The organism is Pseudonocardia spirodelae (assembly GCF_037727765.1).
Classification (GTDB): domain Bacteria; phylum Actinomycetota; class Actinomycetes; order Mycobacteriales; family Pseudonocardiaceae; genus Pseudonocardia; species Pseudonocardia spirodelae.
Window position 1 is genome coordinate 63,675 of record NZ_JBBJUP010000022.1, and the last position, 25,924, is coordinate 89,598.

The window sequence follows — 25,924 nt, forward strand, 5'->3', positions numbered from 1 at the left end:
TCGATGTCGATACAGAGGTTGCGCGCATGCTTCGACGTTTGTCAAGATAGAAGTATGTCGAAGCAAGGTCCGCCGTCCCCCGGCAGCGGGGTCGAGTGCTGCTCCCCCCTGGTCGCCGAACCGCTCTCCGGTGACCAGGCCGGGGACCTGGCGCGGGTGTTCAAGGCGATGGGTGACCCGGTGCGGCTGCGGCTGCTGTCGTTGATCGCCTCGCACGCGGGGGGCGAGGCGTGCGTCTGCGACCTGACCGACGTGTTCGCGCTGTCCGGCCCGACGATCTCCCACCACCTCAAGGTGCTGCGCGAGGCCGGCCTGATCGCCGGGGAGCGCCGCGGCACCTGGGTCTACTACCGCGTCCTGCCCGGCGTGCTCGGCCGGCTCGCCGACGTCCTCGCACCGGTCGCGACCGGCCGTCCCGCGGCGGGTGCGGCCCGGTGAGCACCACCACGACCGACGACGGCCGCGTCGTCGCACGGCTGTCCACCCTCGACCGCTTCCTGCCGGTCTGGATCATCGCCGCCATGGTCGCCGGGCTGCTGCTCGGACGGCTGGTGCCCGGCCTGGCCCCCGCGCTCGACGCGCTCGCCGTCGACGGGATCTCCCTGCCGATCGCGCTGGGCCTGCTGGTGATGATGTACCCGGTCCTGGCCAAGGTCCGTTACGACCGTCTCGGCACCGTCACCGGCGACCGGCGGCTGCTGGTCACCTCGCTGATGCTGAACTGGGTCCTCGGGCCCGCACTGATGTTCGCCCTGGCCTGGCTGATGCTGCCCGACCTGCCCGAGTACCGCACCGGGCTGATCATCGTCGGGCTCGCCCGCTGCATCGCCATGGTCGTCATCTGGAACGACCTCGCGTGCGGCGACCGGGAGGCCGCCGCCGTGCTCGTCGCGCTGAACTCGGTGTTCCAGGTCGTCGCGTTCGGCGCGCTGGGCTGGTTCTACCTCGTCGGTCTGCCCGGGTGGCTCGGGCTGCCCGTCACCGAGGTCGCGTTCTCGACCTGGGACATCGTGCGGTCCGTACTGGTGTTCCTCGGCATCCCGCTGCTCCTCGGCTTCCTGACCCGCCGGATCGGCGAGCGCGCGAAGGGCCGCGCCTGGTACGAGGAGCGGCTGATCCCGCGGATCGGGCCGTTCGCGCTCTACGGCCTGCTGTTCACGATCGTGCTGCTGTTCGCGCTGCAGGGCGAGGCGATCACCGGGCGCCCGCTCGACGTCGCGCGGATCGCGCTGCCGCTGCTCGCGTACTTCGCCCTGATGTGGGCCGGGTCCTACGCGCTGGGCCGCGCCGTCGGCATGGGCTACGAGCGGACCACGACCCTCGCCTTCACCGCCGCGGGCAACAACTTCGAGCTCGCGATCGCCGTCGCCATCGGCACCTTCGGGGTCACCTCGGGCCAGGCGCTGGCCGGGGTCGTCGGGCCGCTGATCGAGGTGCCCGTGCTCGTCGCGCTGGTGTACGTCTCGCTGTGGCTGCGCCGCCGCCTCGTCCCCCGGAACGGAGCCGTGTCGTGACCCGGGTGCCCGAGGTGCTGTTCGTCTGCGTCCACAACGCCGGACGCAGCCAGATGGCCGCCGCCCTGCTCGCCCACCACGGCGGCGACGCCGTCACCGTCCGCTCGGCCGGGTCCGCACCCGCCGAGACGATCAACCCGGCCGTCCGCGAGGTGATGGCCGAGATCGGCATCGACCTGGCCGGGGCCACGCCGAAGAAGCTCACGACCGACGCGGTCGAGGCGTCCGACGTCGTGATCACCATGGGCTGCGGCGACGCGTGCCCGGTGTTCCCCGGCAAGCGCTACCTGGACTGGCAGCTCGACGACCCCGCCGGGCAGGGCGCCGACGCCGTCCGGCCGATCCGGGACGAGATCGACCGCCGGGTGCGGGGGCTGCTCGTCGAGCTGGACGTGACCGGGGTCAGAGCCCGACCGAGTCCGCGCCGTGCCGGGCCTGCGCAGCGGTGAAGCCCTCGAACTCGAGCTGGTCGATCAGCCCCTGACGGGAGAACGAGCTGATGTCCATGTAGCTCTTCGCGGACTTCGCGGCCTGCTCGTCCCAGTCGACGGTCACGTGGTCGACGGCGTAGGTGGCGTCGGCGGTGGAGTAGTTCTCGAACTCGAGCTGGTCGATCAGCCCGGTGCGGGAGAACGCGCCGACGTCGAGGTAGCTCCTGGCCGACTCGACGGCGTTCTGCCTGCTCACCGACAGGGCCGGGGCGGCCGGCCGGGCCGGGACCACGGCGGACGACGCGGGGGCGGACGCCGTGGCGCTCGGAGCAGGCACGGCGGCCGGGGCCGGCGCGACGAGGGTGGGCGGGACGACGGCGGGCGCGTAGGCCGGCGCCGCGGCCACCGGGGTCTCGGCGCTCCCGCCGCCCCCACCGGCCGCGGCCGCGGCGACGACCACGACGGCGAGGCCACCGACCACGAACGGCCACCTCCGCCGGCGCCGCGCGGCGGGCGGCGGGGGCGGCTGCTGCGCCCGGGGCCACTGCCGGGTGGCCGGGTCCTGCTGCGTGCTCCACGGCGACGCGGCCCACTGCTGCGCCGCCCGGTCCTGCGGCGCGCTCCACGGCGACGCGACCCACTGCTGCGCCGTCCGGTCCTGCGGCGCGCTCCACGGCGACGGGGCCCACTGCTGCGTGGTCCGGTCCTGCTGCGGGCTCCGCTGCTGCGGGATCCGGCCCGGCTGCGGGTACCGGCCGGAGGGGGTGGCGCGGAAGGGGTCCTGGGGGGTCTGCGAGGTCGTCATGGCCACTACGTCGTACGGGGGGATCCGGTGTTGCAATCGGCGGTACCCGTTCATCAGGAATGGGGACGCCGGCCCGGCCGGCCCCGGGACGTCGGACGCGGCGACGACCGCGGCGGTGCCACCGTTCGCCCGTGACGTCCGGCGGCGGCTGTGGGCGACGCTCGCGGTCCTCTCCGTCCGCGCGACCGCGTTCCACGTCCGCCGGGTGCCGCACGTCGCGCCGGGGGCTCCCCCGTCCCGCCGACCCGGGGTGGCAGCTGCGCCGCGTCCTCGGTCCCCTCGTGGTCGCCGCCGTCCCCTTCTCCGGTGCGGCGGCGTACCTCACCTACGCCGCCGACAGCGCCGGACGCGGCGGGCTGGGCCCTGCCGCCGGACCCGTCGTCGTCGCCTGTGCCGCGCAGCCGCCGGGTCCGGGCCCCCGGCCGGATCCGGCGGACGGCGGAGGCCTCGGGCTACGGTGGCGCCCGTGCCTGACGACTGGCTGTCGGATACCCGGTCCTCCTACGACACCGACGCGGCCGGGTACGCCGAGAAGGTCCGGGGGCTGCTCGACAGGAGCCCGTACCTGCGCGCGGGCCTGGGGGTGTTCGCCGAGTCGGTGCACCGTGCCGGAGGCGGGCCGGTCCTCGACATCGGCTGCGGAACGGGCTATGTCACCGGCCACCTGAACGAGGCCGGTGTGGACGCGTTCGGCATCGACCTCTCACCCGAGTTGATCTCCATCGCGCGCCGTGACCACCCCGGTTGCCGCTTCGCGGTGGGGACGATGACCGATCTGGACCTGGCCGACGGCTCGGTCGCAGGCGTCGTCGCGTTCTGGTCCGTGGTCCACGTGCCCGATCACGCCGTGCCCGGCGTGTTCGAGCAGTTCCGCCGCGTCCTGCGCCCGGGCGGACCGCTGCTCGTCGGCTTCCACGTCGGCGACGAGGCACGACACACGTCCGAGGGCTACACGGGCCGCCCGATCAGCGTCGAGAGCTACCACCGCCGGCCGGACACGGTCGCCGGGTGGCTGCGTGACGCGGCGTTCACGATCGAGGCGGAACTCGTGATGCGGCCGGACGAGGACGTACCCGGAGCGATCATCTTCGCCCGCGGCGAGGCCTGACCGGCCCCGACGCCGCCACCCGCTCGACGGGTCCTCGCCGGTGGACCCACGGAGGAGCTGCGGTGGAGACGGCACCGGCGACCCTCGGGCGTGGCCGAGCGGGATGCACCAGGTCGTAGGAGAAGAGGCCGGTACCGATGCGTCGGATACCGGCCTCCGGCCTGTCGGGACGACAGGACGGCGTCCGTGGCTGTCCGGTGGTGTCGCGCGGTTCTCCGGTGGCTCGCGGTCACGGTCGTGGTCACAGGACTCTCGTGCGCATGGCGTACCTACAGCTCACTGCACTCGTCGTCGACGACTACGACGAGGCCATCGGCTTCTTCGTGGACACGCTGGGCTTCGACCTCGTCAAGGACTCGGCAGCACACACCGACGGCGGCCGCCCCAAACGGTGGGTTGTCGTCCGGCCGGCGGGCGCAGAGACCGGGATCCTGCTCGCTCGGGCCGACGGAGAACGTCAAGTCGCGGCAGTCGGCGATCAGCACGCTGGACGGGTCGGGTTCTTCCTGTGGGACGCCGACTTCGAGAATCGGTACGCACACATGCGAGCGGCCGGGGTCGAGTTCCTCACAGAGCCACGAACAGAGGCTTACGGTCGGGTCGTCGTCTTCCGCGACATCTCCGGGAACCACTGGGACCTGCTCGGTCCCGCCGACTCCGGGTGAGTCACAGCGCTCCGCGGACCCGGTCGCGGTCTGCACGGTCCGGCCCGTGGCTCATGAGGGATTCGGCCATCGCCGAGTACCCGTCACAGACGACGTCGGACCGCTCGTGGAGGGCGTCGCCGATCTGCTCCCAGGTCGCACGACCGTGACGAGCCTCGGTGAGGCTGTCGAAGGTGTCGCCGCGCAGGGACCCGATCGACTCGACGGTGGTGCCGAGGACGCGGAGCGGGTCGGTGGTCCGCTCGTCGCGGATGGTCCGGAACATCTCGGGGTAAGTGGGCCCCACATGGTCCCCAGGAGGCTGCGGGATGACCACCGCGATGATCGACACCCGGACAGCGAAACAGCCCGCCGACCTGGGTTTCCCAGATCAACGGGCTGTTGTTCGGCCTGTCGGGACGACAGGATTTGAACCTGCGACCCCTTGACCCCCAGGACAATTCACGAAAGTGCCCGACCTGCACAAATAGAAAACGCGCAGGCCAGAGGATGCAGTTCGGATCCGTTCGATGCGGTTGGATGCAGCACAGCGCGTCCCGCTGCTCCACATCTGCTCCTTGAAATTGGTCAATGATCTTGAAGCGAGGCAGCCACTTGCCCGTCTCCAGAGCCGCCATACGACCGGGAGCGTCAGAGCCGTAAGCGATCGTGGCCCCTCGCGCGTGGACTGCGCCCGATGGTCTGCCGAAGTTGGATCGACGGGTTCACGTCCGGCGGTCGACACGGCGCGCGCCTTACCAGACTGATCACCGGTGCGGACGCCGTCCATGGGCGCCGTCCCGAGCTACCCCGCTCTCCAGGTGGGGCCACTACAGTCCGTGTGCTGCACGCTGTGCACGGTCACGCATCCAGAATGCCGACCGACGGTGTCGACGTCGCCGAGGCACCGTCCTGAGACGCACCGGCGACGGGCATCGGGCGACTCCAGCCGTCGTCCGTCGGACGCCTAAGCTAGGCCGTGTCGTGATCTCGCCGATGCCGCATGCGCTCGGCACTGGCGACGAACGCCGCGACCAGTGGATGCGCGGCCAGCCGCGGCCAAGCCAGCGTGATCGGTACCCGCGGCGAGTCCGCGACGAGCCGGTAGCGGATCTGCGGGTGGGTGTAGAGACGTCCGGTGGAGGCCGGTGTCAGTCCGACGCCCCGCCCGGCCGCGATCGCCTCCATCCACTCGTCGACGTTGCGGACCCGTACGACGGTGTCCGGGCGCCGGGTCGGCTCCCACAGCTCGAGCGTGGTCGTGCCCGAGACCACGTTGATCACGATCGTCTCGCTCGCGAGATCTGCCAGTACGACGTCGTCGCCGGAGACCAGCGGGTGATCCGCCGGCAGAGCGACGACGCGGGGTTCGTCGGCCAGCACCAGCGTCGCGAACCGAGGATCGGCGGGGTCGCCGGGCAGGAAGCCCACGTGGGTGCGGCCGTCGTCGAGTCCGGCCACGGTGTCGTCGTAACGCCGGATCTCCACCGTTACCTGCGGGTGGGACCTCTCGAAGTCCCGCACGATCGGCGCGGTGTACTCGGCCGTGGAACCCCAGGTGAACCCGACCCGCAGGACGGGTGGTCCGCCGGTCGCGGCGTCGACCGCCTCGTCGAGCACGGCCAGCGTGCGATGCACGTGCGGCAGGAACCGCTGACCGGCCGCGGTCAGCGCGACCGTGCGACGGTTCCGCGCGAACAGGGCCGTGCCGACCAGACGCTCCAGCGACGCCACGGTGCGGCTCAGGGCGGGCTGGGTGATCTGCAGGTGCTGCGCGGCGCGGGTGAAGTTGCGTTCCCGCGCGACGGCCACGAACGCACGCAGATGCCGCATCTCCACCCCGTGCTCCGCAGGCATCTCACTCATGCCTGGGCAGCATAAGTGCTGCTGGATCGGCATTTCCACCCGCGCCGACCGCGGGCCTAGCGTCCTGTCATCGCTGATCCGACAGGGAGAGGCCGAGCCGACGACGAGAGGACGGGGCCGACGATGGTCTCCTTCCAGGGTGTGATCCCGGCGCATCTGCTCCCGTTCACCGAGGACGGGCGGATCGACGAGCCGAATCTCCGCCGCCACCTGCATGCCCTGCTCGACGTCGACGGCGTCGCGGGCATCACGACCAACGCACACGCCTCGGAGGTGGCCACCCTCACCGCCGACGAACAGCGCCGCCAGCTCGACATCGTCCTCGACGAGGTCGCCGGGCGGGTCCCGGTGATCTCAGGGGTCTACCAGGACGGCTCCGCCAAGGCCGCACGGATCGCCGCGGACGCCGAAGCGGCGGGCGCCGACGGCCTGCTCGTGTTCCCCACTGTCGTGTTCGACGGCGGTGCGCAGCTGCGCCCGGAGATGGCGGTGGGCCACTACGCCGCGATCGCCGACGCCACCTCCCTGCCGATCATCGCGTTCGTCTATCCGGCGACGTCCGGGCTGCGGCTGGACACCGACGCCCTGGTCCGGATCTGTTCCGAGATCGACAACGTGGTCGCGGTCAAGGAGTGGTCGAACGACATCGTCGTCTACGAGCGCAACCTGCGGGCGCTACGGGCGCTGGACGAGCCGGTCTCGGTGCTGTCCAGCTTCAGTCGCTCGCTGCTCGCCTCGCTCGTGGTGGGCGCGGACGGAATCCTGTCCGGGCACGGCAGCGTCGTCGTGGACCTGCAGGTGGCGCTGTTCCGGGCCGTGGAGAAGCAGGACCTGACCGAGGCGCGACGGGTCTGGGACCGCATCCAGCCGTTCGCCGAGGCGTGCTACGCCGACCCGTTCCTGGACGGGCACAACCGGATGAAGGTCGCGCTGGCCCAGCTGGGCCGGATCGACGCCGCGCACGTCCGGCCACCGCTGCAGCCGGTGCCCGACACCGAGCGGGCGATGCTGCGGGCCGCCGTCGAGCGGGCGGAGCTGCCCCGTGGGTGAGAGCGCCGGCCTGTTCGACCCGATCGAGATCGGCGGCGTCCGGGTCCGCAACCGCACCCTGCTGCCCTCGATGACCACCCGCCTCGCCGACGACGCCGGGCACGTCACCGACGCGGCGCTCGCCTACTACCGGGCCCGCGCCGAGGGTGGTGTCGGGATCGTGACCGTCGAGATGGCCTCCCCCGAGATCGCCGGCAAGCACCGCTTCCGCGAGCTGGGCATCTACGACGACGCGTTCCTGCCCGGCCTGAACCGGCTGGTGGACACGCTGCACGAGGCCGGGGCGTGCGCGTCGATCCAGCTCGGGCACGGCGGCAGCCGGGCCCGGTCCGCGGTCTCCGGCACCACCCCCGTGGCGCCGTCGGCCGTGCCCACCCCGGTCTTCGAGGTGGAGAGCGAGATCGCCGTCCCGGAGGCCATGTCGCCGGCCCGGATCCGCGAGACGGTCGACGCGTACGTGGCCGCGGCGGCCCGCGCGCAACGGGCCGGGTTCGACATGGTGGAGCTGCACGGCGCGCACGGCTACCTGATCTCGCAGTTCCTGTCCCCGCTGGAGAACACCCGCACCGACTCCTACGGCGGGTCACTGGAGAACCGGGCCCGGTTCGGCCTGGAGATCCTGCGCCGCATCAAGGCCGAGGTCCCGGGCCTGCCGGTGATCTTCCGGATCGGGGTGGAGGACTTCTTCCCCGGCGGGCTCACCGCCGACGAGGGTGTGCAGGTCGGCCGGTGGTCCGAGCGCAACGGCGCCGACGCGGTCAGCGTGACCGCTGGGCACTACCGCTCGCTGCCCGCCGCCGAGCGGATGATCCCGCCGATGGCCTACCCCCAGGCGACGTTCGTGGAGTACGCGGCCCGGATGAAGCAGCTCGTCGACGTCCCGGTGATCGGGGTCGGGCGGCTCGGCGACCCCGACCTCGCCGCCCGTGCCGTGGCCGACGGCAAGCTCGACGTCGTGGCCCTGGGCCGGCCGCTGATCGCCGACCCGCACTGGGTGGCCAAGGCACAGGCCGGGGCCCCGGTCCGGCGCTGCCTGGCCTGCAACCACTGCATCACCAACATGCGCTCCGGTGCGCAGCTGTCCTGCGTGGTGAACCCGGCGACCGGTCACGAGGACGCCTACGCCGGCACGAGCGCGCCGGCGGGCAGGCGGATCGTGGTGCTCGGCGCCGGACCGGCCGGGCTGACCTACGCCTCCCTGGTCGCCGAGGACAACGACGTCACCGTGATCGACACGGCGGACCGCGCAGGCGGGGCGTTCCGGCTCACCGGCCTCGCCCCCCGGTTCAACGACGTCGCCGCGGCCGAACCCACGTTCACCGCCTACGTCGGCGAGCTCGAACGGACCTGCCGGCTCGGCGGCGTCCGGTTCCGCTACGGCTCCGAGGCGACCCGCGACGACCTGCGGGGCGCGGACGTGGTCGCGGTGGCCACCGGCGCGGACTATCGGTTCGGGCTCGGCGCACTGGTCCCCCGCCTGCTACGCACCCGGGCCGCCCGCTCCCGGGCCGCCGCCCGGCTGTTCGCCTCGGCCCGGGTCCGCGACAGCCTCTACTACCGGTTGCGCAGCGGACACGGCGCCGCGCTGGCCCGGCGCCTCCCCCTCGACCCGGGCACTGAGGTGCTCGTGCTCGGCGACGCCCGCCGGGCCGGCAAGGCCCGCGAGGCCATCACCAGCGCGTTCGAAGCCGCTCTGACCCCCAGCACCCGCCCCGCACCCACCAGCTGACACCGACAAGAGGTCCGAAAGCCATGACAGAGACGTCAGTGAGCGCAGACCACGCGCCGCCGGACAGCCGGCAGAGCAGCAAGGTCGCCTTCGCCAGCCTGATCGGTACGACCGTCGAGTGGTACGACTTCTACATCTACGGCACCGCCGCGGCGCTGGTGTTCCCGAAGCTGTTCTTCCCCGAGTTCTCCCCGGGAGCGGGCCTGCTCGCGGCGCTGTCCACCTACGCGGTCGGCTTCGCCGCCCGCCCGCTCGGCGGCATCGTGTTCGGCCACTACGGTGACCGGTTGGGGCGCAAGAGAATGCTGGTCATCTCGCTGCTCGCGATGGGACTCGGAACACTGGGGATGGGTCTCGTCCCCGGCTTCACCGAGATCGGCATCCTGGCCCCGATCCTGATCGTGGCGCTCCGGTTCGTCCAGGGCGTCGCCGTCGGCGGCGAATGGGGCGGGGCGGTGCTGATGGCCGTCGAGCACGCGCCGCCGGGCAAGGCCGGCTGGTACGGGTCGTGGCCGCAGGTCGGGAGCCCGCTCGGGCTGGTGTTGTCCACCGCGGCGTTCTCCGCGGTGAGTGTGCTGCCCGACGACGACTTTCTGTCCTGGGGCTGGCGGGTGCCCTTCCTGGCCAGCGCGGTGCTGATCGTCGTCGGGCTCGTCGTGCGGCTGCGGCTGATGGAGTCCCCGGTGTTCGCGCAGATGCAGTCCGCAGGTGACACCGCCCGACTGCCCGTGCGCGACGCACTGGCCAAGCACCCGGGCAGCGTGCTCGGCGCGGCCGGCGCGTTCATCGTGATCAACACGGTGTTCTATCTGGTCACCGTGCTCGGCCTGTCCTGGGCCACCTCGCATCTGGGCGTCCCGCGCGGCACGTTCCTGGCCGCCGTCCTGGTCGCTGCAGTGATCATGTGCGGCACCGTGCCGCTGTTCGGCGCGCTGTCCGACCGGGTCGGTAGGCGCCCGGTGTTCGCGGCCGGGGCGATCCTGGTGGCGGTGTTCGCGTTCCCGCTGTTCTGGCTGATCGAGACGATGTCGGCGCCGCTGCTGTTCCTCGGCGTCATCGTGATCATGGGCATCGGACACCCGCTGATGTACGGGCCGCAGGCGGCGCTGTACTCGGAGATGTTCCCGCCCGCGCTGCGCTACTCGGGTGCGTCGCTGGGCTACCAGATCGGCGGCATGCTCGGCGGGCTCGTCCCGCTCGTCGCCAGCGCCCTGCTGATCAGCTACGACAACGCGTCCTGGCCGATGGGCGCGCTGCTCGCCGTGACCGCCGTGATCAGCCTGCTGTCCCTGCTCACGATCCGCGCCCGCTACGCCGACCACACCCGCGCCGACCACACCGGCGCCGACGACACCGCTGGGGAGGTCACGCCGTGACCGCACTCGATCTCACCGGCCGAACCGCCGCCGTGACCGGCGCGGCCCGCGGCATCGGCCAGGCCATCGCCACGGCGCTGGCCGACGCCGGAGCCCGGGTCGCCGTGATCGACAAGGACACCGACGGCGCGCAGCGGGTCGCCGAGCAGGTCGGCGGCGTGCCGGTGGCGGCCGACCTCACCGACGCCGCCGCCGTCAAGCGGGCGTTCACCGAGGTCGTCGAGCAGCTCGGCGCACCCGACGTGTTCGTCAACAACGCGGGCATCCTGCGGGCCGCTGAGCTCGTCACCTCCGGGGTCGACGACTGGGACGCACAGTTCGCCGTCAACACCCGGGCGGCGTACCTGTCGGTGCGGGCCGCCGCGGGACACATGCGGGCCCGCGGTGGGCCGGGCTCCATCGTCGTGGTCACCTCGAACTGCGCCCGCACCCCGCGGATGGACCTGGGCGCCTACTGCGCGTCCAAGGCGGCTACCGACATGATGGCCCGCTGCCTGGCCCTCGAGCTCGCCGACGAGGGCATCCGGGTCAACACGGTGTGCCCGGGCTCCTGCGACACCGAGCTGCAGCGCGAGCAGTGGCGCACGCTCGGTGTCGGCCCCGAGCGACAGATCCATGGTGACCCCGCCAAGTACCGCACCGGCATCCCGATGGGACGCCTCACCACCCCGCAGGACGTCGCCGACCTGGCCCTGGTGCTCGCCTCGGACGCGAGCCGGTTCGTCACCGGCCAGTCCTGGCACGTCGACGGAGGACAGACCCTGCCATGAACGACGCCACCACCGACTCCGGCGCGGACGACCTCGCCGGACTGACCGCCGTCGTCACCGGCGGGGCCTCCGGGATCGGTGCCGCCACGGCGGCCCTGTTCGTCGCGCGCGGCGCCCGGGTCGCCGTTCTCGACCTCGATCCCGGCGAGGTGCCCGGCCCGCTGCTCGGGGTCCGCGCCGACGTCACCGACGACGACTCCGTGACCGCCGCCGTCGACGAGGTCGTGGCGGCGTTCGGCGGGGTGGACGTCCTCGTCAACAACGCGGGCGTCGGCGCGTCCGGCACGGTGGAGGCCAACGACCTCGACGAGTGGCGGCGGGTACTCGACGTGAACCTGCTCGGGCTGGTGCGCACGACCAGGGCGGCACTTCCGGCGCTGCGCCGCGCGCGCTCGGCGGCGGTGGTGAACGTCTGCTCGATCGTGGCCACCGCCGGCCTGCCCGACCGGGCGCTGTACTCGGCGAGCAAGGGCGCCGTGCTGTCCCTGACGCGGGCCATGGCGGCCGACCACGTCGGCGAGGGGATCCGGGTCAACTGCGTGTGCCCCGGCACGGTCGACACCCCGTGGATCGGCCGGTTGCTCGATGCCACCGACGACCCGGGCGGCGAGCTCGCGGCGTTGCGCCGCCGCCAGCCGACCGGTGGTCTCGTCGGGATGGACGAGGTCGCCCGGTCCATCGTGTACCTCGCCGACCCGCGGATGTGCTCGCTCACCGGCACCGACCTGGCCGTCGACGGTGGGATGTCGGGCCTGCGCGTCCCGCGACGATGAAGCGGCGGCGCCGAGCACGGCCGTGCCGGGAGCATCGCCGACGAGCTCGGTGTGCGGGGTCGTGAGCTCTGGCACGTCCTGGCGCATGCTCGACGGGATCCGGCTACCGGGCGCCGACGACGTCGGCGCCGGATCGGTCCGGGCGTCGTTCACGGACCCCGAACATCACCACCGCCCCCCAGCGCGCTGGGCACGAGCCGTGGCACCAAAGCCACGAGTAGGGCGTCGAGCCGTAGGCCGCCGCACCGAGCAGCGGGCCGAGCCACAGGAACCCGGTCGGAGAGCTCAGGTTGCCGAAGGCGAGCAGTGACGACGAACGGGCCGAGGATCAGGACCGCGGCCATCCTGTCCGCTCGTGCCGGTGACCGGGCCCGGATCGTGTCGTTGCTCGTCGGTCGTCTCGGTCTTTGTCAGCCGGATGACTCCGCGGATGTTCGCGAGAGCGTTTCTGCCCGCCCTGTGTCGTCCAGGTGTTCGGTGTAGTTGTGTGTCTGCCCGCGCAGTAGGCCGGTCATCGAGGTTGGCGAGTCCGCCTGCAGGGACGGGTTGTTCGCCGTCCCGTCGGGCCGGCCCGACTCCGATCGGAGTATTTGGAGGGTACGTAGGAACGACGCGCCGCGCGGGAGGGTCGCCTGGCTCGGCACCGGCTAGCGCTGACAACGCTGCGATGCAGTCGTTCGTCAGCTTGCAGCGGAAACGTCCTCAACTGTCGCCGTTGGACGAGCGACGGGAGCGGGCCCGGTCCTGCACCCGGGTACGGATCCGGTGCGCCGCGGAACGCAGGGCGTCCAGCGCCGCACCGGTCGCCATCCGCAGCGGGCTGGGGCCGGCCGACGACGCGTCCGGTGCCCGCCCGGTGCGGGCGGCCTCGTCCACCGAGCGTCCGAACTGCTCGAACAGCCGCCTGCTGACGTCACCGGCGAGCGCCCGCCCGAACTGCGCAATCCGTCCGGACAGATGCAGGTCGGCGTCGGCGGCCAGAACACATCCGCCGTCCTCAGCGGGCTCGACCCGAAGCTTGATCACGGCGCGGGTCGCGCTGCCACCGGAGTCGGCGCCCTGAGCCAGGACGGTCAGCCGGTGCTCGGCAGGCTCTCGCTGGACTACCTGGGCGAGCCCCTCGAACCTGAGCTTGACCGGCCCGAGGGCGACCGTGGCCCGCCCGCGGTAGCGGCTCTCGTCGAGGGTCTCGACGAGCTCGGCGCCGGGCAGGCAGCGGGCCAGGAGGTCGAAGTCGTCGATCACGCCCCAGACCGACACGACGTCGGAGGTCAGCGTGCTGCGCACCGACACCGTCGCCGACGGCGCCCCGGCGGGGATCCGCACCTCGTCCGGGACCGCCGGGCCCGCGTCCGGGTCACCCTGCGCCGAGCCCGCGTCGGCGGGGCGGGCCCCGCCGCGGCCGACCAGGGTCCGGGAGGCGCAGTTGTACGGGGCGGGGAGACCGTCGGGGTGCTCGGCGGCGACGTCGGCGACCGCGGACAGGATGCCCCGGTAACCGGTGCACCGGCAGATCACACCCGACATCTGTTCGGGCAGTTCCTCCGGCGCGACGGCGGTGCCGTCGGGTCCGTTCGTGAGCAGGTCGTAGCTGCTCATCAGCATGCCGGGTGTGCAGAAGCCGCACTGCAGACCGTGGTGGGCGGAGAACGCCTGCTGCAACGGGTGCTGGTCGTCAGCGGTGCCGAGGCCCTCGACCGTGGTCACCTCCGCTCCCTCGCACTGCACCGCGAACAGCAGGCAGGCGCGCGCGGCGTCGCCGTCGACGAGGACGGTGCACATGCCACAGACGCCGTGCTCGCATCCCAGGTGGGTGCCGGTGAGCCCGAGGTGTTCGCGGAGCACGTCAGCCAGATGCATCCGGGCCGGCACGGCCACCGTCACATCGGTGCCGTTCACGGTCATCGAGACGTCGACGAGGTCGCCCGCGTCCACCTTCGCGGCGGCGGGCAGGCGGCGCTGGACCGGCGTCCCGGCGGCGTCGGGTGTCCCTGTGAGGTCGGGGGCGGCGCTCTGCCGGGGTTGGGTCGCGGTCACGGGTCCTCCTCTCTGCGAGGTGTGTGCCTCGCGGCGTCGATTGCGGTCGGGCGGGGCGGTCAGGAAGGCCGCGATCCGGCTTTCCTCCAGGCCGTCGCCAGCTCGCGCGCGGCCAGCACCGAGAAGAGCCGGCGCCGGTACCCGGTGGAGCCGTGCGCGTCGCCCCCGGTGTCGACGACGCGGGCCGCGAGCTCGCCTGCGCCCGGGCGCAGCCGGGCGGCGAGGTCCTCCCGGCCGTCCCCCGGCAGCACGGAGCGCAGCAGGTCGGTCACGTCCTCGGTGACGGGCCGGTCGGAGATGCCGAAACCGGTCAGCCGGGCCGCACGCAGCGTCCCGTCGTCGTCGGTGTCCACGACGGTGACGACGCCGGCCAGAGCGAAGTCGCCGTGCCGGCGGGCGATCTCGGCGAACCCGAAACCCTGCCGTGGCCGGGCGACCGGCAGCTCCACCCCGGTCACGACCTCGTCCGGACCGATCCCGGTGGTCATGGCCCCGACCACGAACTCGGCGGCCGGCACGCGACGGCGTCCGGACGGTCCGGCCACGGTGACCGTCGCGCCCAGGCAGGACGCGACGGCGGGCAGCTCGGCGGCCGGGTCGGCGTGCGCGAGGCTGCCGCAGACGGTGCCGCGGCTGCGCAGCTCCCGGTGCCCGACGAACGGCATCGCCATCCCGAGCAGCGGGACGTCACGGGACAGCCGCGCGTGCTCGACGGTGCGCTGGCGCACCGCCGCACCGATCTGCAGCGTGTCGCCGGAACGGCCGAACCCGCCCAGCTCCTCGACCGCGTTGATGTCGACGAGCGTGCCGGGCCGCCCCAGCCGCATCGCGAGCACCGGCACCAGCGACTGGCCCCCGGCGAGCACCTTGCCGTCGCCGTCGGCGAGCTCGGCGAGCACGTCGTCGAGACCGGACGGGCGGACGTAGGCGAACGGTGCGGCCTTCATGGCTCCCCTTCCTGGGGTTCGGCGATCGCGGAGGAGGCTCAGCGCCCGGTGAACTCGGCCTTGCGCTTGTCGCCGAACGCCTTCACGCCCTCGGCGAAGTCGTTCGTGGAGCGCAACATGGCGTAGGCCTTCCGCTCCAGATCGATGCCGGTGTAGAGCGGGCCGTCGATCCCCTTGTCCAGCACCTCCTTCGCGGTGCGCTGGGCGGCCGGGGAGAAGTCGGCCATCTTCCGCGCCAGCGCCTCCACGGCGGCGTAGAGCGCGTCCCGGTCGGAGTGCACCTCGGCCAGGACACCCCAGTCGTGCGCCTGCTCGGCGCTGATCCGGGTCGCGGTCATGATGTGGTACTTCGCCCGGGACAGCCCGATCAGCCGCGACAGGCGCTGGGTGCCGCCGGAACCGGGGATCATGCCGAGGTTCATCTCCGGCAGCGCCAGCTGGGTGCGCGGCGTGCCGAGCCGGATGTCGCAGGACAGCACCATCTCGCAACCCACGCCGAAGCAGTAGCCGTCGATCGCGGCGATCACCGGTTTCGCGCTGCGGGCCGGGGCGGTGACGTTGTGCCCCAGGTCGGTGAAGTCGATCGGGTCGACCTCCATGAACCCGGCGATGTCCCCGCCGGAGGTGAAGTGCTCGCCGTCCGAGCGCACCACCACGACCCGGATCCCGGGGTCCGCGTCGATCTCGGCGAAGCGGTCCGCGACGAGCTGCCGCATCTCCCAGGTCACCACGGTGTAGCGGCCGTGGGACAGGGTCAGGTAAGCGATGCGGCCGTCGTCGCTGCGCTCGAGGAGGACGTCGCCGCCGGTGAGTGCCATGTCAGGAGATCTCCTTGGAAGTCGTCTCGAACAACTGGTGCAGTACCTCGCCGTGCAGCGGGAGGCGGTCTATCTCGATCCCGTGCGGAGCCAGCGCGTCGGCGACGGCGTTGGCGAACGCGACCGGGAAGCTCATCGACGACCCCTCACCGGATCCCTTGGCCCCGAGCGGGGTCAGCGGCGACGGCGAGACGACGTGGTCGGTGCGCAGCTCGTAGCCGGTCTCGGCACTGGTCGGGCACAGGTAGTCCAGGAACGTCGCCGACGTCGGCTGGCCGGACTCGGCGTAGGTGAACTCCTCGTACATCGCCCCGCCCAGTGCGTGGGCCAGCGCGCCGTACACCTGGCCGTCGAGCAGCTGCTGGTTGAGCACGGTGCCCGCGTCGTGCACCGAGGACACCCGGTCGATCGTGATCTCGAGGGTGTCCGGGTCGATCCGCACGGCCACGATCTCGGCCACGAACCCGTAGCAGAGCGAAGAGTTGATCTTGTCGTCCATCGTGGCGGCGCGGACCTCGCGGGGCGTGAACGCCGCTTCCTCGTAGAGCCGGGCCGAGGTTCCCTCCGGTAGCGCGCCGGGGTCCCAGTGCACGACGCCGGCCGCGTGGCGGAACTGGACGGACTCCCCCGACGGCGCTCGGACCGTCCCGTCGACCAGCTCCAGCTCGTCGGGTGCAGCGCCGAGCATCGTCGACGCCGCCGCCCGCACGGTCGCCGAGATCCGGTCTGCGGCCTGCACGACGGCGCTGGTCACCACCGGGGCGAAGCGCGAGGAGTAGCTGCCGGAGGTGACCGTCCACGGCGTCGTCGCGGTGTCCATGTCGACCACCACGCGGACCTGCTCCACCGGCAGCCCGAGGCGGTCGGCGGCGACCTGGCGGGCGACGGTCGCATGCCCCTGTCCCTGCGGGACGCTGCCCAGCAACACCGTGACCCGGCCCTGCAGGTCCACCGAGATCCGCACGTGCTCGGTGGAGCCGGACTTGTCCCGGCCCGGCTTGCGGTCCTGCGCAGGGGTGGCCAGGCCGACGTAGCCGATGTTCGTGCCGGACGGGTCGGTGACCAGCGCGACGCCGATCCCGTAGTGGGCGCCGTCTGCGCGGGCCTGCGACTGCCGCGCGCGCAGCTCGTCCATGTCCGCGTTCTTCTCGGCCAGCTCCAGTGCGGCCGGGTAGTCGCCGGAGTCGTAGACGCCGCCCGTCGGCGTCTCGTACGGGAAGGCGTGGATCAGGTTGCGCCGCCGCACCTCCAGCACGTCGAGCCCGGTGGCGCCGGCGACGGCGTCCATCAGGCGTTCGAGCCCGAAGTAGAGCTGCTGGCCGCCGAAGCCGCGGTTGAGCCCGGTCGGCATCTCGTTCGTGACCACGGCGCGGGCCCGGATCTCGACGGCGCCGATCGTGTAGGGGCCGGTGATGTTGCCGAAGCAGCGGTAGAGCGTGGAGGGCTCGGGCGGGCGCAGGTAGGCGCCCACGTTGTCCACCAGGTCGACCTTGAGCCCGGCCACCGTGCCGTCGTCGGAGACGGCGGCGGCGAAGCGCATCACCCGGTCCGCGCCCGAGGAGCTGGCCAACAGGTGCTCGACGCGGTCCTCGGTCCAGCGCACCGGCGTGCCGGAGTGCTTCGAGGCCAGCGCCATCAGGACCACGTAGGGGTAGATCCCGGCCTTGATCCCGAAGCTGCCGCCGATGTCGGCCGGCACGTGCAGGCGCACCTTCGAGGTCGGTACCCCGAGTGCCCCGGCCATCACCGGCACCATCGTGAACGGGCCGTGGAAGTTCGCCCACGCCTCGACGCCGGGCCCGTCGGCCTCGTCGTTCCACTGCGCGATCACCGAGAAGCACTCCATCGGCACCGAGGAGTAGCGCGGGAACTCGTACTCCCCCTCCACGACGTGCACGGCGTCGGCGAACACCTCGTCCACGCCGCCGAAGGAGAACGTGCGGTCGGTGGCCACGTTGGACGCGGCGTCCTCGTGCAGCAGCGGGGCGTCCGGCGCCAGTGCGGCGCGGGCACCGACGACGGCGTCGAGCGGCTCGTAGTCGACGGCGACGAGCTCGGCGGCGTCCTCGGCGGTGTAGCGGTCGCTCGCCACGACAACGGCGATCGGCTCCCCGACGAAGCGCACCTTGTCGGTCCCGGTGGGCAGGTAGGGCATCGCGGCGCCGGTGGAGAGCGGGAACGGGCGCAGCGCCTCGCGGACCTCGTCCGGTCCGATCACCGCGGCCACTCCCGGGTGGGCCCTGGCGCGGGACAGGTCCACCGAGACCAGCCGGGCGTGCGGCTGGGTCGCGCGCACCACGGCCGCGACGAGCGTGCCGGGGAGCGGGTCGACGTCGTCGAGGAAGCGGCCCATCCCGGAGACCAGCGGGGCGTCCTCAATCCGGGCCGGGGCCCAGCGGTCGGTGTCAGGCACGGGCCTCTCCTCTCGCCTGGTACTCACCGGCGGTCAGCGTGCGGCGCAGCGTCTTGCCCACCCCGGAGCGCGGGATGGCCTCGACCGCGATAACCCGCTTCGGGCGCTTGAGCGAGGGGAGCGCGTCCCGGGCGAACGCCAGCGCCTTCCCCGCGGCGCCCATCGGGTCGGCACCGCGAACCGGGACGACGAACGCGGTGACCGCGTGCCCCCACCGGTCGTCGGCCAGGCCGACCACGCACACGTCGTCGATATCCGGGCAGCGGGCCAGCACGGCTTCGATCTCGTCCGGATAGATGTTCTCCCCGCCCGAGTTGATCATGTCGTCGACCCGCCCGGACACCCAGAGGTCGCCCTCGTCGTCGGTGACGGCCAGGTCACCGGTGTAGTACCAGCCGTCCCGGATGGCCTTGGCGTCCGCGTCCGGGCGCTGCCAGTACCCGGCGAAGGCCTCCGGGCTGTCCATCGAGACGATCACCTGGCCCTGCTCGCCGGGCCCCACCACGGTGTCCGGCGCGGCGCCGACTTCGGGCGCGACCAGCCGGACCCGGGAGAAGATGCCGGCCCGCCCGGCGCAACCGGGCTTGGCCGCGGCGTCCGGCCCGATCGTGAACGTGTAGATCTCGGTGGAGCCGAAGTGGTTCACGAACGCCGACGGCGCGACCGTGGCGGTGAGCTCCCTGGCCAGCGCGGGGGTCATCGCGGCCCCGGCGTAGGCGAGCCGGTCCAGGCTGCGGGCCCGATCCAGCCCGCCGGCACGCAGCAGTGACCAGTACATCGTCGGCACCAGGTAGAGCGAGGAGACGCCCTCGTCCACGATCAGCGGGGTGGCCGTGTCCGCGTCGAACGCGGGCTGGGCGACCCAGGTGCCGCCGACCACGATCGAGCACAGCAGCGTGCGCAGGCCCATGGTGTGGAACATCGGCATGACGCCCAGCACCCGTTCGCCCTGGCGCTGCCGGGTCTGCACGGCGTGCGCGACGGCGGCGGCGCGTTCGGCCCGGTGCGTACGCGGGACGCCCTTCGGCTTCCCGGTGGTTCCGGAGGTGTAGAGCAGGACGCTCAGGGCGTCCTCCGACGGTGCGGGGCACGACACGGCGTCCGGCTGCCGCTCGGCGGCGGCGTCGAGCTCGGCCGCCGTCCGTACCGCTACGGCGCCGGCCGCGGCCGTGGTTCGCTCGGCCTGGGCGTCGTCGGTGATGACCAGCGACGCCCGCGCGTCGTCAAGGCAGTAGGCCAGCTCGTCGGTGGCGAACCGGGTGGACAGCGGTACCGAGACGGCGCCGAGAACCTGTGCGGCCAGGTGCAGCGAGGCCAGCGGTTCACCTCCGGTGAGGCTCAGCGCCACCCTGTCCCCCGGCCCGACGCCGGACGCCCGCAGCGTCCGGGCCAGCCGATTCACCCGGGCCTCCCATTCGCGGTAGGTCAGGTTCCGGCCGGTACCGGACACGGCGGTCCGGTTCGGGTGCCGCTCGGCGGTCCACCGCAGCGTGGTCGCGAGATCCATCCGTCTCCCTCATATGATCTGAAACAGACGGTACGGAATGTAGCGCCCGCTGGCAAGCCGACCCCGGAGCCCGGATAGGCTGGAAGGATGGACGTGCGACTGTCCACGACCTCTTACGTCGTGCTCGGCATGATCGCCCTGCGCGGGCCGTCGACCCCCTACGACCTGAAGCGAGCCGTCGGGCACTCGGTGGGCTACTTCTGGCACTTCCCGCACGCGCAGCTCTACTCCGAGCCGGACCGGCTCGCCGCGGCCGGGCTGCTGGAGTGCGAGAGCGAGGACGGCGGTCGCCGGCGCAAGACCTACTCGCTGACCGCGCTCGGCCGTGACGCCCTGCGCGACTGGCTGGCCTCGCCCACCGACGAGCACTTCCAGATGCGCGACGTCGCCGAGCTGAAGCTGTTCTTCAACGAGGTCGGTGATCCCGACGACGTGTACCGGCTCGCCGAGGAGCAGATCGCCCAGCACCGGACCCGGATCGCCGACTACGAGCAGATGGTCGAGCGGTTCGGCGAACGGCCGGAGGCGGGCCCACGGATGATCACCGTGGAGCTGGGGCTGGAGATGGAGTACGCGGCGCTGCGGTTCTGGCAGGCGCTGGCCAAGGACGACCTGGACGGGCTGCGCGCCGCCCGGTACACCGGCGACGGTCGCCCGGGTGCGGGCCCGTCCGTCGTCCCCCCCCGTGCGTGAGCGGCTATCGCTGGCATAGCCAGTTGCGCATCGTCGGGGCAGCGGTCCGCCTCGCAGACTCGGAGCACTCCGCCTTGCGGGTGGAGCAACGAGCGTCGAGAAGAGGCAACGGTGCCCGAGAGCAGACTGAGCGGGACCCTCCCGCAGTTCGATCCGCACGATCCCGGCCTGTCCCCCGAGCGTGCCTACGCGACCTACGCGGAGCTGCGTGAGCGGTGCCCGGTCGCCCACGGCGAGCGCCACGGCGGCTACTGGTCGATCTCCCGGTACGCCGACGTCCGCGACGTCGCCACGGACCACGCGACCTACTCCTCGACCGGCGGCGTGTACGTGCCGCCGGTGTCCGACAGCCGTTTTCCCCCGATCGACCACGACCCGCCGGAGCACGCCGGGTTCCGTGAGCTGATCGCGCCGCTGACCAGCGGCGCCGCGGCGAAGGCGATGGAGCCCGAGGTACGCGCCATCGCCGACCGCCTCGTCGACGGTCTCGCCGGACGGGGTCGTGCCGAGCTCGTCTCCGAGCTCGCCACGCCTCTCCCGCTGGACGTCATCACCCGGCTCTACGACCTGGGTCCGGAGCACACCGAGCAGATCCGCGGCTACTCCGAGGAGTTCCTGGCCCACGCGTCCGGCCCGCGCGGCCGGGAGATCATCGAGCGGGTGTGCCGCTACTGGGTCGCGTTGTTCGCCGACCGCCGCGACAACCCGCGCGGGGACTTCCTCACCGGGCTGGTCGAGGCCAACCGGGAGCTCGGGGCGACCGACGACGAGCTCGCCAACATGATGTTCATCCTGACCTACGCCGGGCACGACTCCACGGCCCTCGGACTGAGCAACACCCTCCGGTACCTGGCCGAGCACCCGGACGTGCAGCAACGCCTGATCGACGAGCCCAAGCTGGTCCCGTCCATGATCGACGAGATCCTGCGCTACGAGACCCCGCTGCACTGGTTCCCGCGGCAGCTCACCGCCGACACCTGCCTGCACGGTCAGCGGATGAAGGCGGGCGAGCGGGTGCTGCTCCTGTTCGCCTCGGCCAACCGCGATCCGGAGGTGTTCGACCGCGCCGACGAGGTCGTCATCGACCGGCGACCGAACCGGCACCTCGCATTCGGCGCCGGGATCCACACGTGCCCCGGGATGGCCCTGGCCAAGCTCGAGATCCGCGCGGCGGTCCAGGCCGTGCTGGAGCGCATCCCCGGGTTCCGGGTGGACGGCGACGTCGAGCGGACCGACCCGCTCGAGGGCGGAGGGCGCCACCTCGGCGTCCGGCGGCTGCCGGTGACCTGGTGAGCGCCGCCGTGCCCGGCCCGACCCCCGCGCCGACGACCCGCCAGATGGTCACCGCGGGCACCGCGTCCACGGTGGGCTTCGCGTTCGACCTGTTCGACCTGTTCATCCTGCTCTACGTGGCCTCCACGGTGGGTCCGCTGTTCTTCCCCACCGACAGCCCCACGCTCACGCTCGCGGCCACGTTCGCCTCGTTCGGGGTGAGCCTCGTGATGCGCCCGCTGGGTGGGGCGGTGTTCGGCCGCTACGCCGACCGGCACGGCCGCAAGCAGACCATGCTGGTCACCGTGGGCGGCGTCGGTCTGGCCACCGCCGTGATGGGCGCGCTGCCGACCTACGCCACGATCGGTGTCGCTGCACCGGTGGTGTTCGTTGCGCTGCGCCTGGTGCAGGGACTGTTCGTCGGCGGCGTCGTCGCCTCGACCCACACCATGGGCACCGAGACGGTGCCCCAACGCTGGCGCGGTCTGGTCTCCGGGCTGGTCGCCGGCGGCGGGCCCGGGCTGGGCGCCGTGATCGCGTCCCTGGTGTTCCTGGCCGTGTCCGCGATGTTCCCCGGACCCGCGTTCGACGAGTGGGGCTGGCGGGTCATGTTCTTCACCGGGCTGCTGGCCTCGCTGGCGAGCCTCGCGTTCTTCCGGTTGCTCGAGGAGTCCCCGGTGTGGGCCGCCGCCGCGCGGGCGCGGGCGGCCGGTACGGCGCCGGAGCAGCCGGCCCGGGGGCGGGACCTGCTGACCGCGGTGCGTCCGCGGACGTTGGTCGCGGCCGCCGCGCTGGTGATCGGCGCCGGCGCGCAGTACTACCTCACCTCGGGCTACCTGCCCACGTTCCTCGACAAGATCAACCAGCTGCCGACGGGCGCGCGCGGGCTGCTGCTGGTGTGGACCAGCCTGGCCATCCTGCCGATCGCGTTGCTGGCCGGACACGCCTCCGAACGGTTCGGCCGCCGCCCGGTGTTCCTGGTCACCGGCGTCGTGAACCTGGTGGCCCTGCCGCTGCTCGCGCTGGCCATGGGCGGACTGGGCCCGGACGACACCGGGGCGCTGCTCGGCTACGGCCTACTGATCACGGTGCTGGCCAACGCCCCCATCGCGGCGGTGCCGATCTTCCTCAACGAGCTGTTCCCGACCCGGTTGCGCGCCACCGCGACCGCGCTGATCTGGAACGGCGGGTTCGCCGTCGGCGGGCTGACCACCACGTTCGTCAGCCTGGCCAGCCCGACCGTGCCCGACATCCCAGGCCGGCTGGCCGTGTTCCTGGCCGCGGTCGTCGCGCTGTTCCTGCTCGGTGCGGCGTTCGCCCCGGAGACACGTGGCGCGCTCGACCGCGAGGACCCGTCGGACGCCGCTCCGGCACCGTCACCCACCGCCGCGGCCGACCGGCCGGAGGCCCTCCCGGGAGGATTGCGATGAGCACGAACGAGCAGAGCGTCGGCGAGCACGTAGGCCGCACCGTCCTGGTGACCGGCGCTGGCGGCGGGATCGGCGGCGACTACGTCGCCGCGTTCGCCGCGGCGGGCGCGAACGTCGTGGCCACCGATGTCGCCGCGGCCGCCGACGCGGGTAGCACCCTGGCCGACAAGGTGGGCTCCGCCGGAGGGGGACGGGTCGTGTTCGTGACGGCCGACGTCACGTCCGACGCCGACTGGCAGACCGTCGTCGCGACTGCGGATACCGAGTTCGGCGGGATCGACGCGCTGGTCAACAACGCCGCCGTCTACCAGGGACTGGGCACCAAGTCGCACCTGACCGAGCTCACCAACGAGTCCTGGGACCGGGTGCTGACGGTCAACGTGCGCGGCACCTGGCAGGCGATCAAGGCGGTGACCCCGGCGATGCGCGCCCGCGGCGGCGGACGGATCGTCAACATCTCGTCCACCGTGGCGCGGATGGGCGCGCCCGGGTTCGCGCACTACGTGGCGTCCAAAGCGGCCGTGGACGGGCTCACCCGGGCCGCGGCCCGCGAGCTCGGTCCTGACGCGATCACCGTCAACGCCGTCGCGCCCGGACTGGTCAGCGACGACGCCAGCCGTACGCTCAACACCGGCGACTACATCGCCGCGGCGGCGAAGGGGCGCGCGCTCGGCCGCGAGATGACTCCGGACGACCTGGTCGGCGCCGTGCTGTGGTTGGCCTCGCCGTCGGCCGGGTTCGTCACCGGCCAGACGGTCGTGGTCGACGGCGGCGGGGTGTTCACGTGAACCCCGACCTGCGTTCCTGGCTCGAGGTGCTCGAGAGTCGCGGCGAGCTCGCCCGGCTGACGTCCCCGATCGACCCGGACCAGGACGTCGCAGCGGTACTGACGCGCGTCGACGGGCGACGCGCCGTGCACTTCGCTCACGTCGTCGGCTCGGAGTTCCCGCTGGTGGGCAACACCGTGCCGGCTCGGACACACCTCGGTCTGGCACTGGGCTGCGAACCGGCCGGGGTCGCCGACCGGTTCGCCGCCGCCCTGGACGCTCCGGTGTGCTGCCCGCAGGTGGCGGCCTCCACGGCTCCGGTGCTGGCCAACCGGATGGCCGGCGACCGGCTGCTGTCGGCGCTGCCGCTGACCCGTCAGCACTCCGAGGACGGCGGCATGTACCTGACCTCGGCGCTCCTGGCGGTCCGCGACCCGTCGACCGGACAGATGAACCTGTCGATCAACCGGCTGCTGGCCGCGGGCGAGCGGGAGCTGCGGGCGCTGCTGCTGCCCGGGCGCCTGCGGAGGATCTTCACCGAGGCCGAGACGGCGGGGCGCGACCTCGACGTCGCGCTGGTGGTCGGGGTGCACCCGGCGCTCGTGCTGGCCAGCCAGTCCCCCGCCGACCGCGAGCTCGACGACTACGCGGTGGCCAACGCGCTGGCCGCGCCGGTCGAGCTCGTCGCCGCCCCGACGGTGGACGCGCTGGTGCCGGCCCGGGCCGAGTTCGTACTGGAGGGCCGCTTCCGGGCCGGGCGGCGCGAGGCCGAGGGGCCGTTCGGGGAGTACCCGCGCACCTACGGTCCCGGCGGCCCCGCCCCGGTGATCGAGCTACTGGAGGGCTGGCACCGAGACACCCCGATGTTCCAGACGATCCTCTCCGGCGGCCGCGAGCACTTCTACGCGGGCGGCGTCCCGCGCGAGGCGGCCTGCCTGCGGGCCCTGCGCCGGGCCGGACTCGACGTGGCGGCGCTGCGGCTGCCCGAGTCCGGGTCCTGCCGGCTCACCGCGGTCGTCGCGCTGCGCGACCCGGCTCCCGGGGCGCCGACCACGGCGATGATGACGCTGTTCCTGACCGCGGCGACGATCAAACAGGTCACCGTCGTCGACGACGACGTGGACATCGCCGACGACGAGCAGGTCGCCTGGGCGGTGGCCACCCGGACGCAACCCGACCGGGACCTGCTGGTGGTGCCGAACGCGAAGGGCAGCAGCCTGGATCCCTCGGCCGAGCACGGGCTCACCGCGAAGCTGGGCCTCGACGCGACCGTCCCGGCCGCCGACCGGGGCCGCTACCGGCAGATGGCGGTGGTCCCGGCCGACCCCTCCGCACTCGAGCGCCACCTCGCGGAACTGGGGAACCTCTGATGCGACGCATCATCGTCGCGCTCACCGGGGCGTCCGGGGCGACGTACGGGATCCGCGCGCTCGAGCTGCTCCGCGAGGTGCCCGACGTCGAGACGCATCTGGTGCTGACGAAGGCGGCGCGGGCGACCATCGCCTACGAGACCGACCGCAGCGTCGCCGACGTCCGCGCCCTCGCCGACGTCGTGCACTCCGACGGCGACCTGGGCGCACCGATCTCCTCCGGCTCGTTCCGGACGGCCGGGATGCTGGTGGCGCCGTGCAGCGTGAAGACGCTGTCCGGGATCGCCTCCAGCTATGACGAGTCGCTCGTGGTACGGGCCGCGGACGTCGTGCTCAAGGAACGCCGACGCCTGGTGCTGCTGCTGCGGGAGACCCCGCTGCACGCCGGCCACCTGCGGCTGATGTCCGAGGTCACCGCGTCCGGCGCGGTGGTGATGCCGCCGGTGCCTGCGTTCTACGCGCGCCCGGGCAGCGTCGCCGACATCGTCGAGCACACCACCGGCCGGGCCCTCGACCTGCTCGACGTGGACACCGACGCGGTCGCCCGCTGGACCGGTGAGCGCGGCGCCGGGGACGACGCCGTCGTGCACCGGTTGTAGGCCCG

General features: G+C 72.8%; 24 protein-coding genes. 16 read left to right on the forward strand and 8 right to left on the reverse strand.

The window, feature by feature from the left end; genetic code table 11:
- The first annotated feature begins 54 nt into the window (after nucleotides 1-54).
- From WJX68_RS22405 to WJX68_RS22415, 3 genes are read left to right on the forward strand one after another with little or no spacing between them, the layout of a single operon-like run.
- Nucleotides 55-438 (forward strand): ArsR/SmtB family transcription factor, encoded by a 384-nt coding sequence (locus WJX68_RS22405; protein WP_340294342.1) that lies wholly within the window; start codon nucleotides 55-57, stop codon nucleotides 436-438.
- Complete coding sequence (gene arsB / locus WJX68_RS22410) at nucleotides 435-1,514, forward strand: ACR3 family arsenite efflux transporter (protein ID WP_340294344.1); 1,080 nt, start codon at nucleotides 435-437, stop codon at nucleotides 1,512-1,514. The genes WJX68_RS22405 and arsB overlap by 4 nt, the downstream gene beginning before the upstream one ends.
- A complete protein-coding gene (locus tag WJX68_RS22415) occupies nucleotides 1,511-1,963 on the forward strand; it encodes an arsenate reductase ArsC (protein WP_340294346.1) in 453 nt (150 codons plus the stop codon). The genes arsB and WJX68_RS22415 overlap by 4 nt, the downstream gene beginning before the upstream one ends.
- On the opposite strand, the gene WJX68_RS22420 is transcribed toward WJX68_RS22415, so the two are convergent.
- A complete protein-coding gene (locus tag WJX68_RS22420) occupies nucleotides 1,917-2,750 on the reverse strand; it encodes an Ltp family lipoprotein (protein WP_340294348.1) in 834 nt (277 codons plus the stop codon). The genes WJX68_RS22415 and WJX68_RS22420 overlap by 47 nt on opposite strands.
- Before the next feature lie 466 nt (nucleotides 2,751-3,216).
- Between WJX68_RS22420 and WJX68_RS22425 the strand changes: the two genes are divergently transcribed.
- Together WJX68_RS22425 and WJX68_RS22430 are read left to right on the forward strand one after the other, a co-directional pair.
- The gene (locus WJX68_RS22425; RefSeq protein WP_340294350.1) at nucleotides 3,217-3,858 is read left to right on the forward strand and encodes a class I SAM-dependent methyltransferase; all 642 of its coding nucleotides are present in this window, start codon (nucleotides 3,217-3,219) and stop codon (nucleotides 3,856-3,858) included.
- Nucleotides 3,859-4,118: 260 nt separating this feature from the next.
- The gene (locus WJX68_RS22430) at nucleotides 4,119-4,523 is read left to right on the forward strand and encodes a VOC family protein (RefSeq protein WP_340294352.1); all 405 of its coding nucleotides are present in this window, start codon (nucleotides 4,119-4,121) and stop codon (nucleotides 4,521-4,523) included.
- A gap of 1 nt (nucleotide 4,524) precedes the next feature.
- Here WJX68_RS22430 and WJX68_RS22435 read toward each other — a convergent pair whose 3' ends face one another.
- Both WJX68_RS22435 and WJX68_RS22440 read right to left on the reverse strand, forming a co-directional pair.
- On the reverse strand, nucleotides 4,525-4,788 hold the full coding sequence (locus WJX68_RS22435; protein ID WP_340294354.1) for a hypothetical protein: 264 nt from the start codon (nucleotides 4,786-4,788) through the stop codon (nucleotides 4,525-4,527).
- 686 nt (nucleotides 4,789-5,474) lie between these two features.
- Nucleotides 5,475-6,368, reverse strand: a complete 894-nt coding sequence (locus WJX68_RS22440; protein WP_340294356.1) for a LysR family transcriptional regulator — start codon at nucleotides 6,366-6,368, stop codon at nucleotides 5,475-5,477.
- A 123-nt stretch (nucleotides 6,369-6,491) separates the two neighbouring features.
- On the opposite strand from WJX68_RS22440, the gene WJX68_RS22445 reads away from it, so the two are divergent.
- Genes WJX68_RS22445 through WJX68_RS22465 form a run of 5 tightly spaced genes read left to right on the forward strand, consistent with a single transcriptional unit; the run spans nucleotide 6,492 to nucleotide 12,066 of the window.
- On the forward strand, nucleotides 6,492-7,418 hold the full coding sequence (locus WJX68_RS22445; RefSeq protein ID WP_340294358.1) for a dihydrodipicolinate synthase family protein: 927 nt from the start codon (nucleotides 6,492-6,494) through the stop codon (nucleotides 7,416-7,418).
- Complete coding sequence (locus WJX68_RS22450; RefSeq protein WP_340294360.1) at nucleotides 7,411-9,147, forward strand: oxidoreductase; 1,737 nt, start codon at nucleotides 7,411-7,413, stop codon at nucleotides 9,145-9,147. Before WJX68_RS22445 ends, WJX68_RS22450 begins: the two co-directional genes overlap by 8 nt.
- A 38-nt stretch (nucleotides 9,148-9,185) precedes the next feature.
- Complete coding sequence (locus WJX68_RS22455; protein ID WP_340294362.1) at nucleotides 9,186-10,523, forward strand: MFS transporter; 1,338 nt, start codon at nucleotides 9,186-9,188, stop codon at nucleotides 10,521-10,523.
- Nucleotides 10,520-11,293 (forward strand): SDR family NAD(P)-dependent oxidoreductase, encoded by a 774-nt coding sequence (locus WJX68_RS22460; protein WP_340294364.1) that lies wholly within the window; start codon nucleotides 10,520-10,522, stop codon nucleotides 11,291-11,293. Before WJX68_RS22455 ends, WJX68_RS22460 begins: the two co-directional genes overlap by 4 nt.
- Complete coding sequence (locus tag WJX68_RS22465) at nucleotides 11,290-12,066, forward strand: SDR family NAD(P)-dependent oxidoreductase (RefSeq protein ID WP_340294366.1); 777 nt, start codon at nucleotides 11,290-11,292, stop codon at nucleotides 12,064-12,066. The genes WJX68_RS22460 and WJX68_RS22465 overlap by 4 nt, the downstream gene beginning before the upstream one ends.
- 702 nt (nucleotides 12,067-12,768) lie before the next feature.
- Here WJX68_RS22465 and WJX68_RS22470 read toward each other — a convergent pair.
- The 5 genes from WJX68_RS22470 to WJX68_RS22490 are packed head-to-tail and all read right to left on the reverse strand — an operon-like array spanning nucleotide 12,769 to nucleotide 19,788.
- Nucleotides 12,769-14,103 carry a 2Fe-2S iron-sulfur cluster-binding protein gene (locus tag WJX68_RS22470; protein WP_340294368.1) on the reverse strand — a complete coding sequence of 445 codons (1,335 nt, stop codon included), beginning with the start codon at nucleotides 14,101-14,103 and terminating at the stop codon, nucleotides 12,769-12,771.
- A 59-nt stretch (nucleotides 14,104-14,162) separates the two neighbouring features.
- A complete protein-coding gene (locus tag WJX68_RS22475; RefSeq protein ID WP_340294370.1) occupies nucleotides 14,163-15,050 on the reverse strand; it encodes an FAD binding domain-containing protein in 888 nt (295 codons plus the stop codon).
- A gap of 38 nt (nucleotides 15,051-15,088) precedes the next feature.
- Complete coding sequence (locus WJX68_RS22480; RefSeq protein WP_340294372.1) at nucleotides 15,089-15,868, reverse strand: enoyl-CoA hydratase/isomerase family protein; 780 nt, start codon at nucleotides 15,866-15,868, stop codon at nucleotides 15,089-15,091.
- A 1-nt stretch (nucleotide 15,869) separates the two neighbouring features.
- Nucleotides 15,870-18,281 (reverse strand): xanthine dehydrogenase family protein molybdopterin-binding subunit, encoded by a 2,412-nt coding sequence (locus WJX68_RS22485; RefSeq protein WP_340294374.1) that lies wholly within the window; start codon nucleotides 18,279-18,281, stop codon nucleotides 15,870-15,872.
- Complete coding sequence (locus tag WJX68_RS22490) at nucleotides 18,274-19,788, reverse strand: class I adenylate-forming enzyme family protein (protein WP_340294376.1); 1,515 nt, start codon at nucleotides 19,786-19,788, stop codon at nucleotides 18,274-18,276. The genes WJX68_RS22485 and WJX68_RS22490 overlap by 8 nt, the downstream gene beginning before the upstream one ends.
- Nucleotides 19,789-19,875: 87 nt before the next feature.
- Between WJX68_RS22490 and WJX68_RS22495 the strand changes: the two genes are divergently transcribed.
- The 6 genes from WJX68_RS22495 (at nucleotide 19,876) to WJX68_RS22520 (ending at nucleotide 25,919) form a co-directional block, all read left to right on the forward strand.
- Nucleotides 19,876-20,481, forward strand: a complete 606-nt coding sequence (locus WJX68_RS22495; protein ID WP_340294378.1) for a PadR family transcriptional regulator — start codon at nucleotides 19,876-19,878, stop codon at nucleotides 20,479-20,481.
- Between the two features lie 111 nt (nucleotides 20,482-20,592).
- Nucleotides 20,593-21,774, forward strand: coding sequence for a cytochrome P450 (locus WJX68_RS22500; protein WP_340294380.1), 1,182 nt, complete (start codon nucleotides 20,593-20,595; stop codon nucleotides 21,772-21,774).
- Nucleotides 21,771-23,183: an MFS transporter gene (locus WJX68_RS22505; protein WP_340294382.1), complete on the forward strand. Its 1,413-nt coding sequence runs from the start codon at nucleotides 21,771-21,773 to the stop codon at nucleotides 23,181-23,183. Before WJX68_RS22500 ends, WJX68_RS22505 begins: the two co-directional genes overlap by 4 nt.
- Nucleotides 23,180-23,971, forward strand: coding sequence for an SDR family NAD(P)-dependent oxidoreductase (locus WJX68_RS22510; protein ID WP_340294384.1), 792 nt, complete (start codon nucleotides 23,180-23,182; stop codon nucleotides 23,969-23,971). Before WJX68_RS22505 ends, WJX68_RS22510 begins: the two co-directional genes overlap by 4 nt.
- The gene (locus tag WJX68_RS22515) at nucleotides 23,968-25,320 is read left to right on the forward strand and encodes a UbiD family decarboxylase (protein WP_340294386.1); all 1,353 of its coding nucleotides are present in this window, start codon (nucleotides 23,968-23,970) and stop codon (nucleotides 25,318-25,320) included. The genes WJX68_RS22510 and WJX68_RS22515 overlap by 4 nt, the downstream gene beginning before the upstream one ends.
- Nucleotides 25,320-25,919, forward strand: coding sequence for a UbiX family flavin prenyltransferase (locus WJX68_RS22520; protein WP_340294388.1), 600 nt, complete (start codon nucleotides 25,320-25,322; stop codon nucleotides 25,917-25,919). The genes WJX68_RS22515 and WJX68_RS22520 overlap by 1 nt, the downstream gene beginning before the upstream one ends.
- The last annotated feature ends 5 nt before the right edge of the window (nucleotides 25,920-25,924 follow it).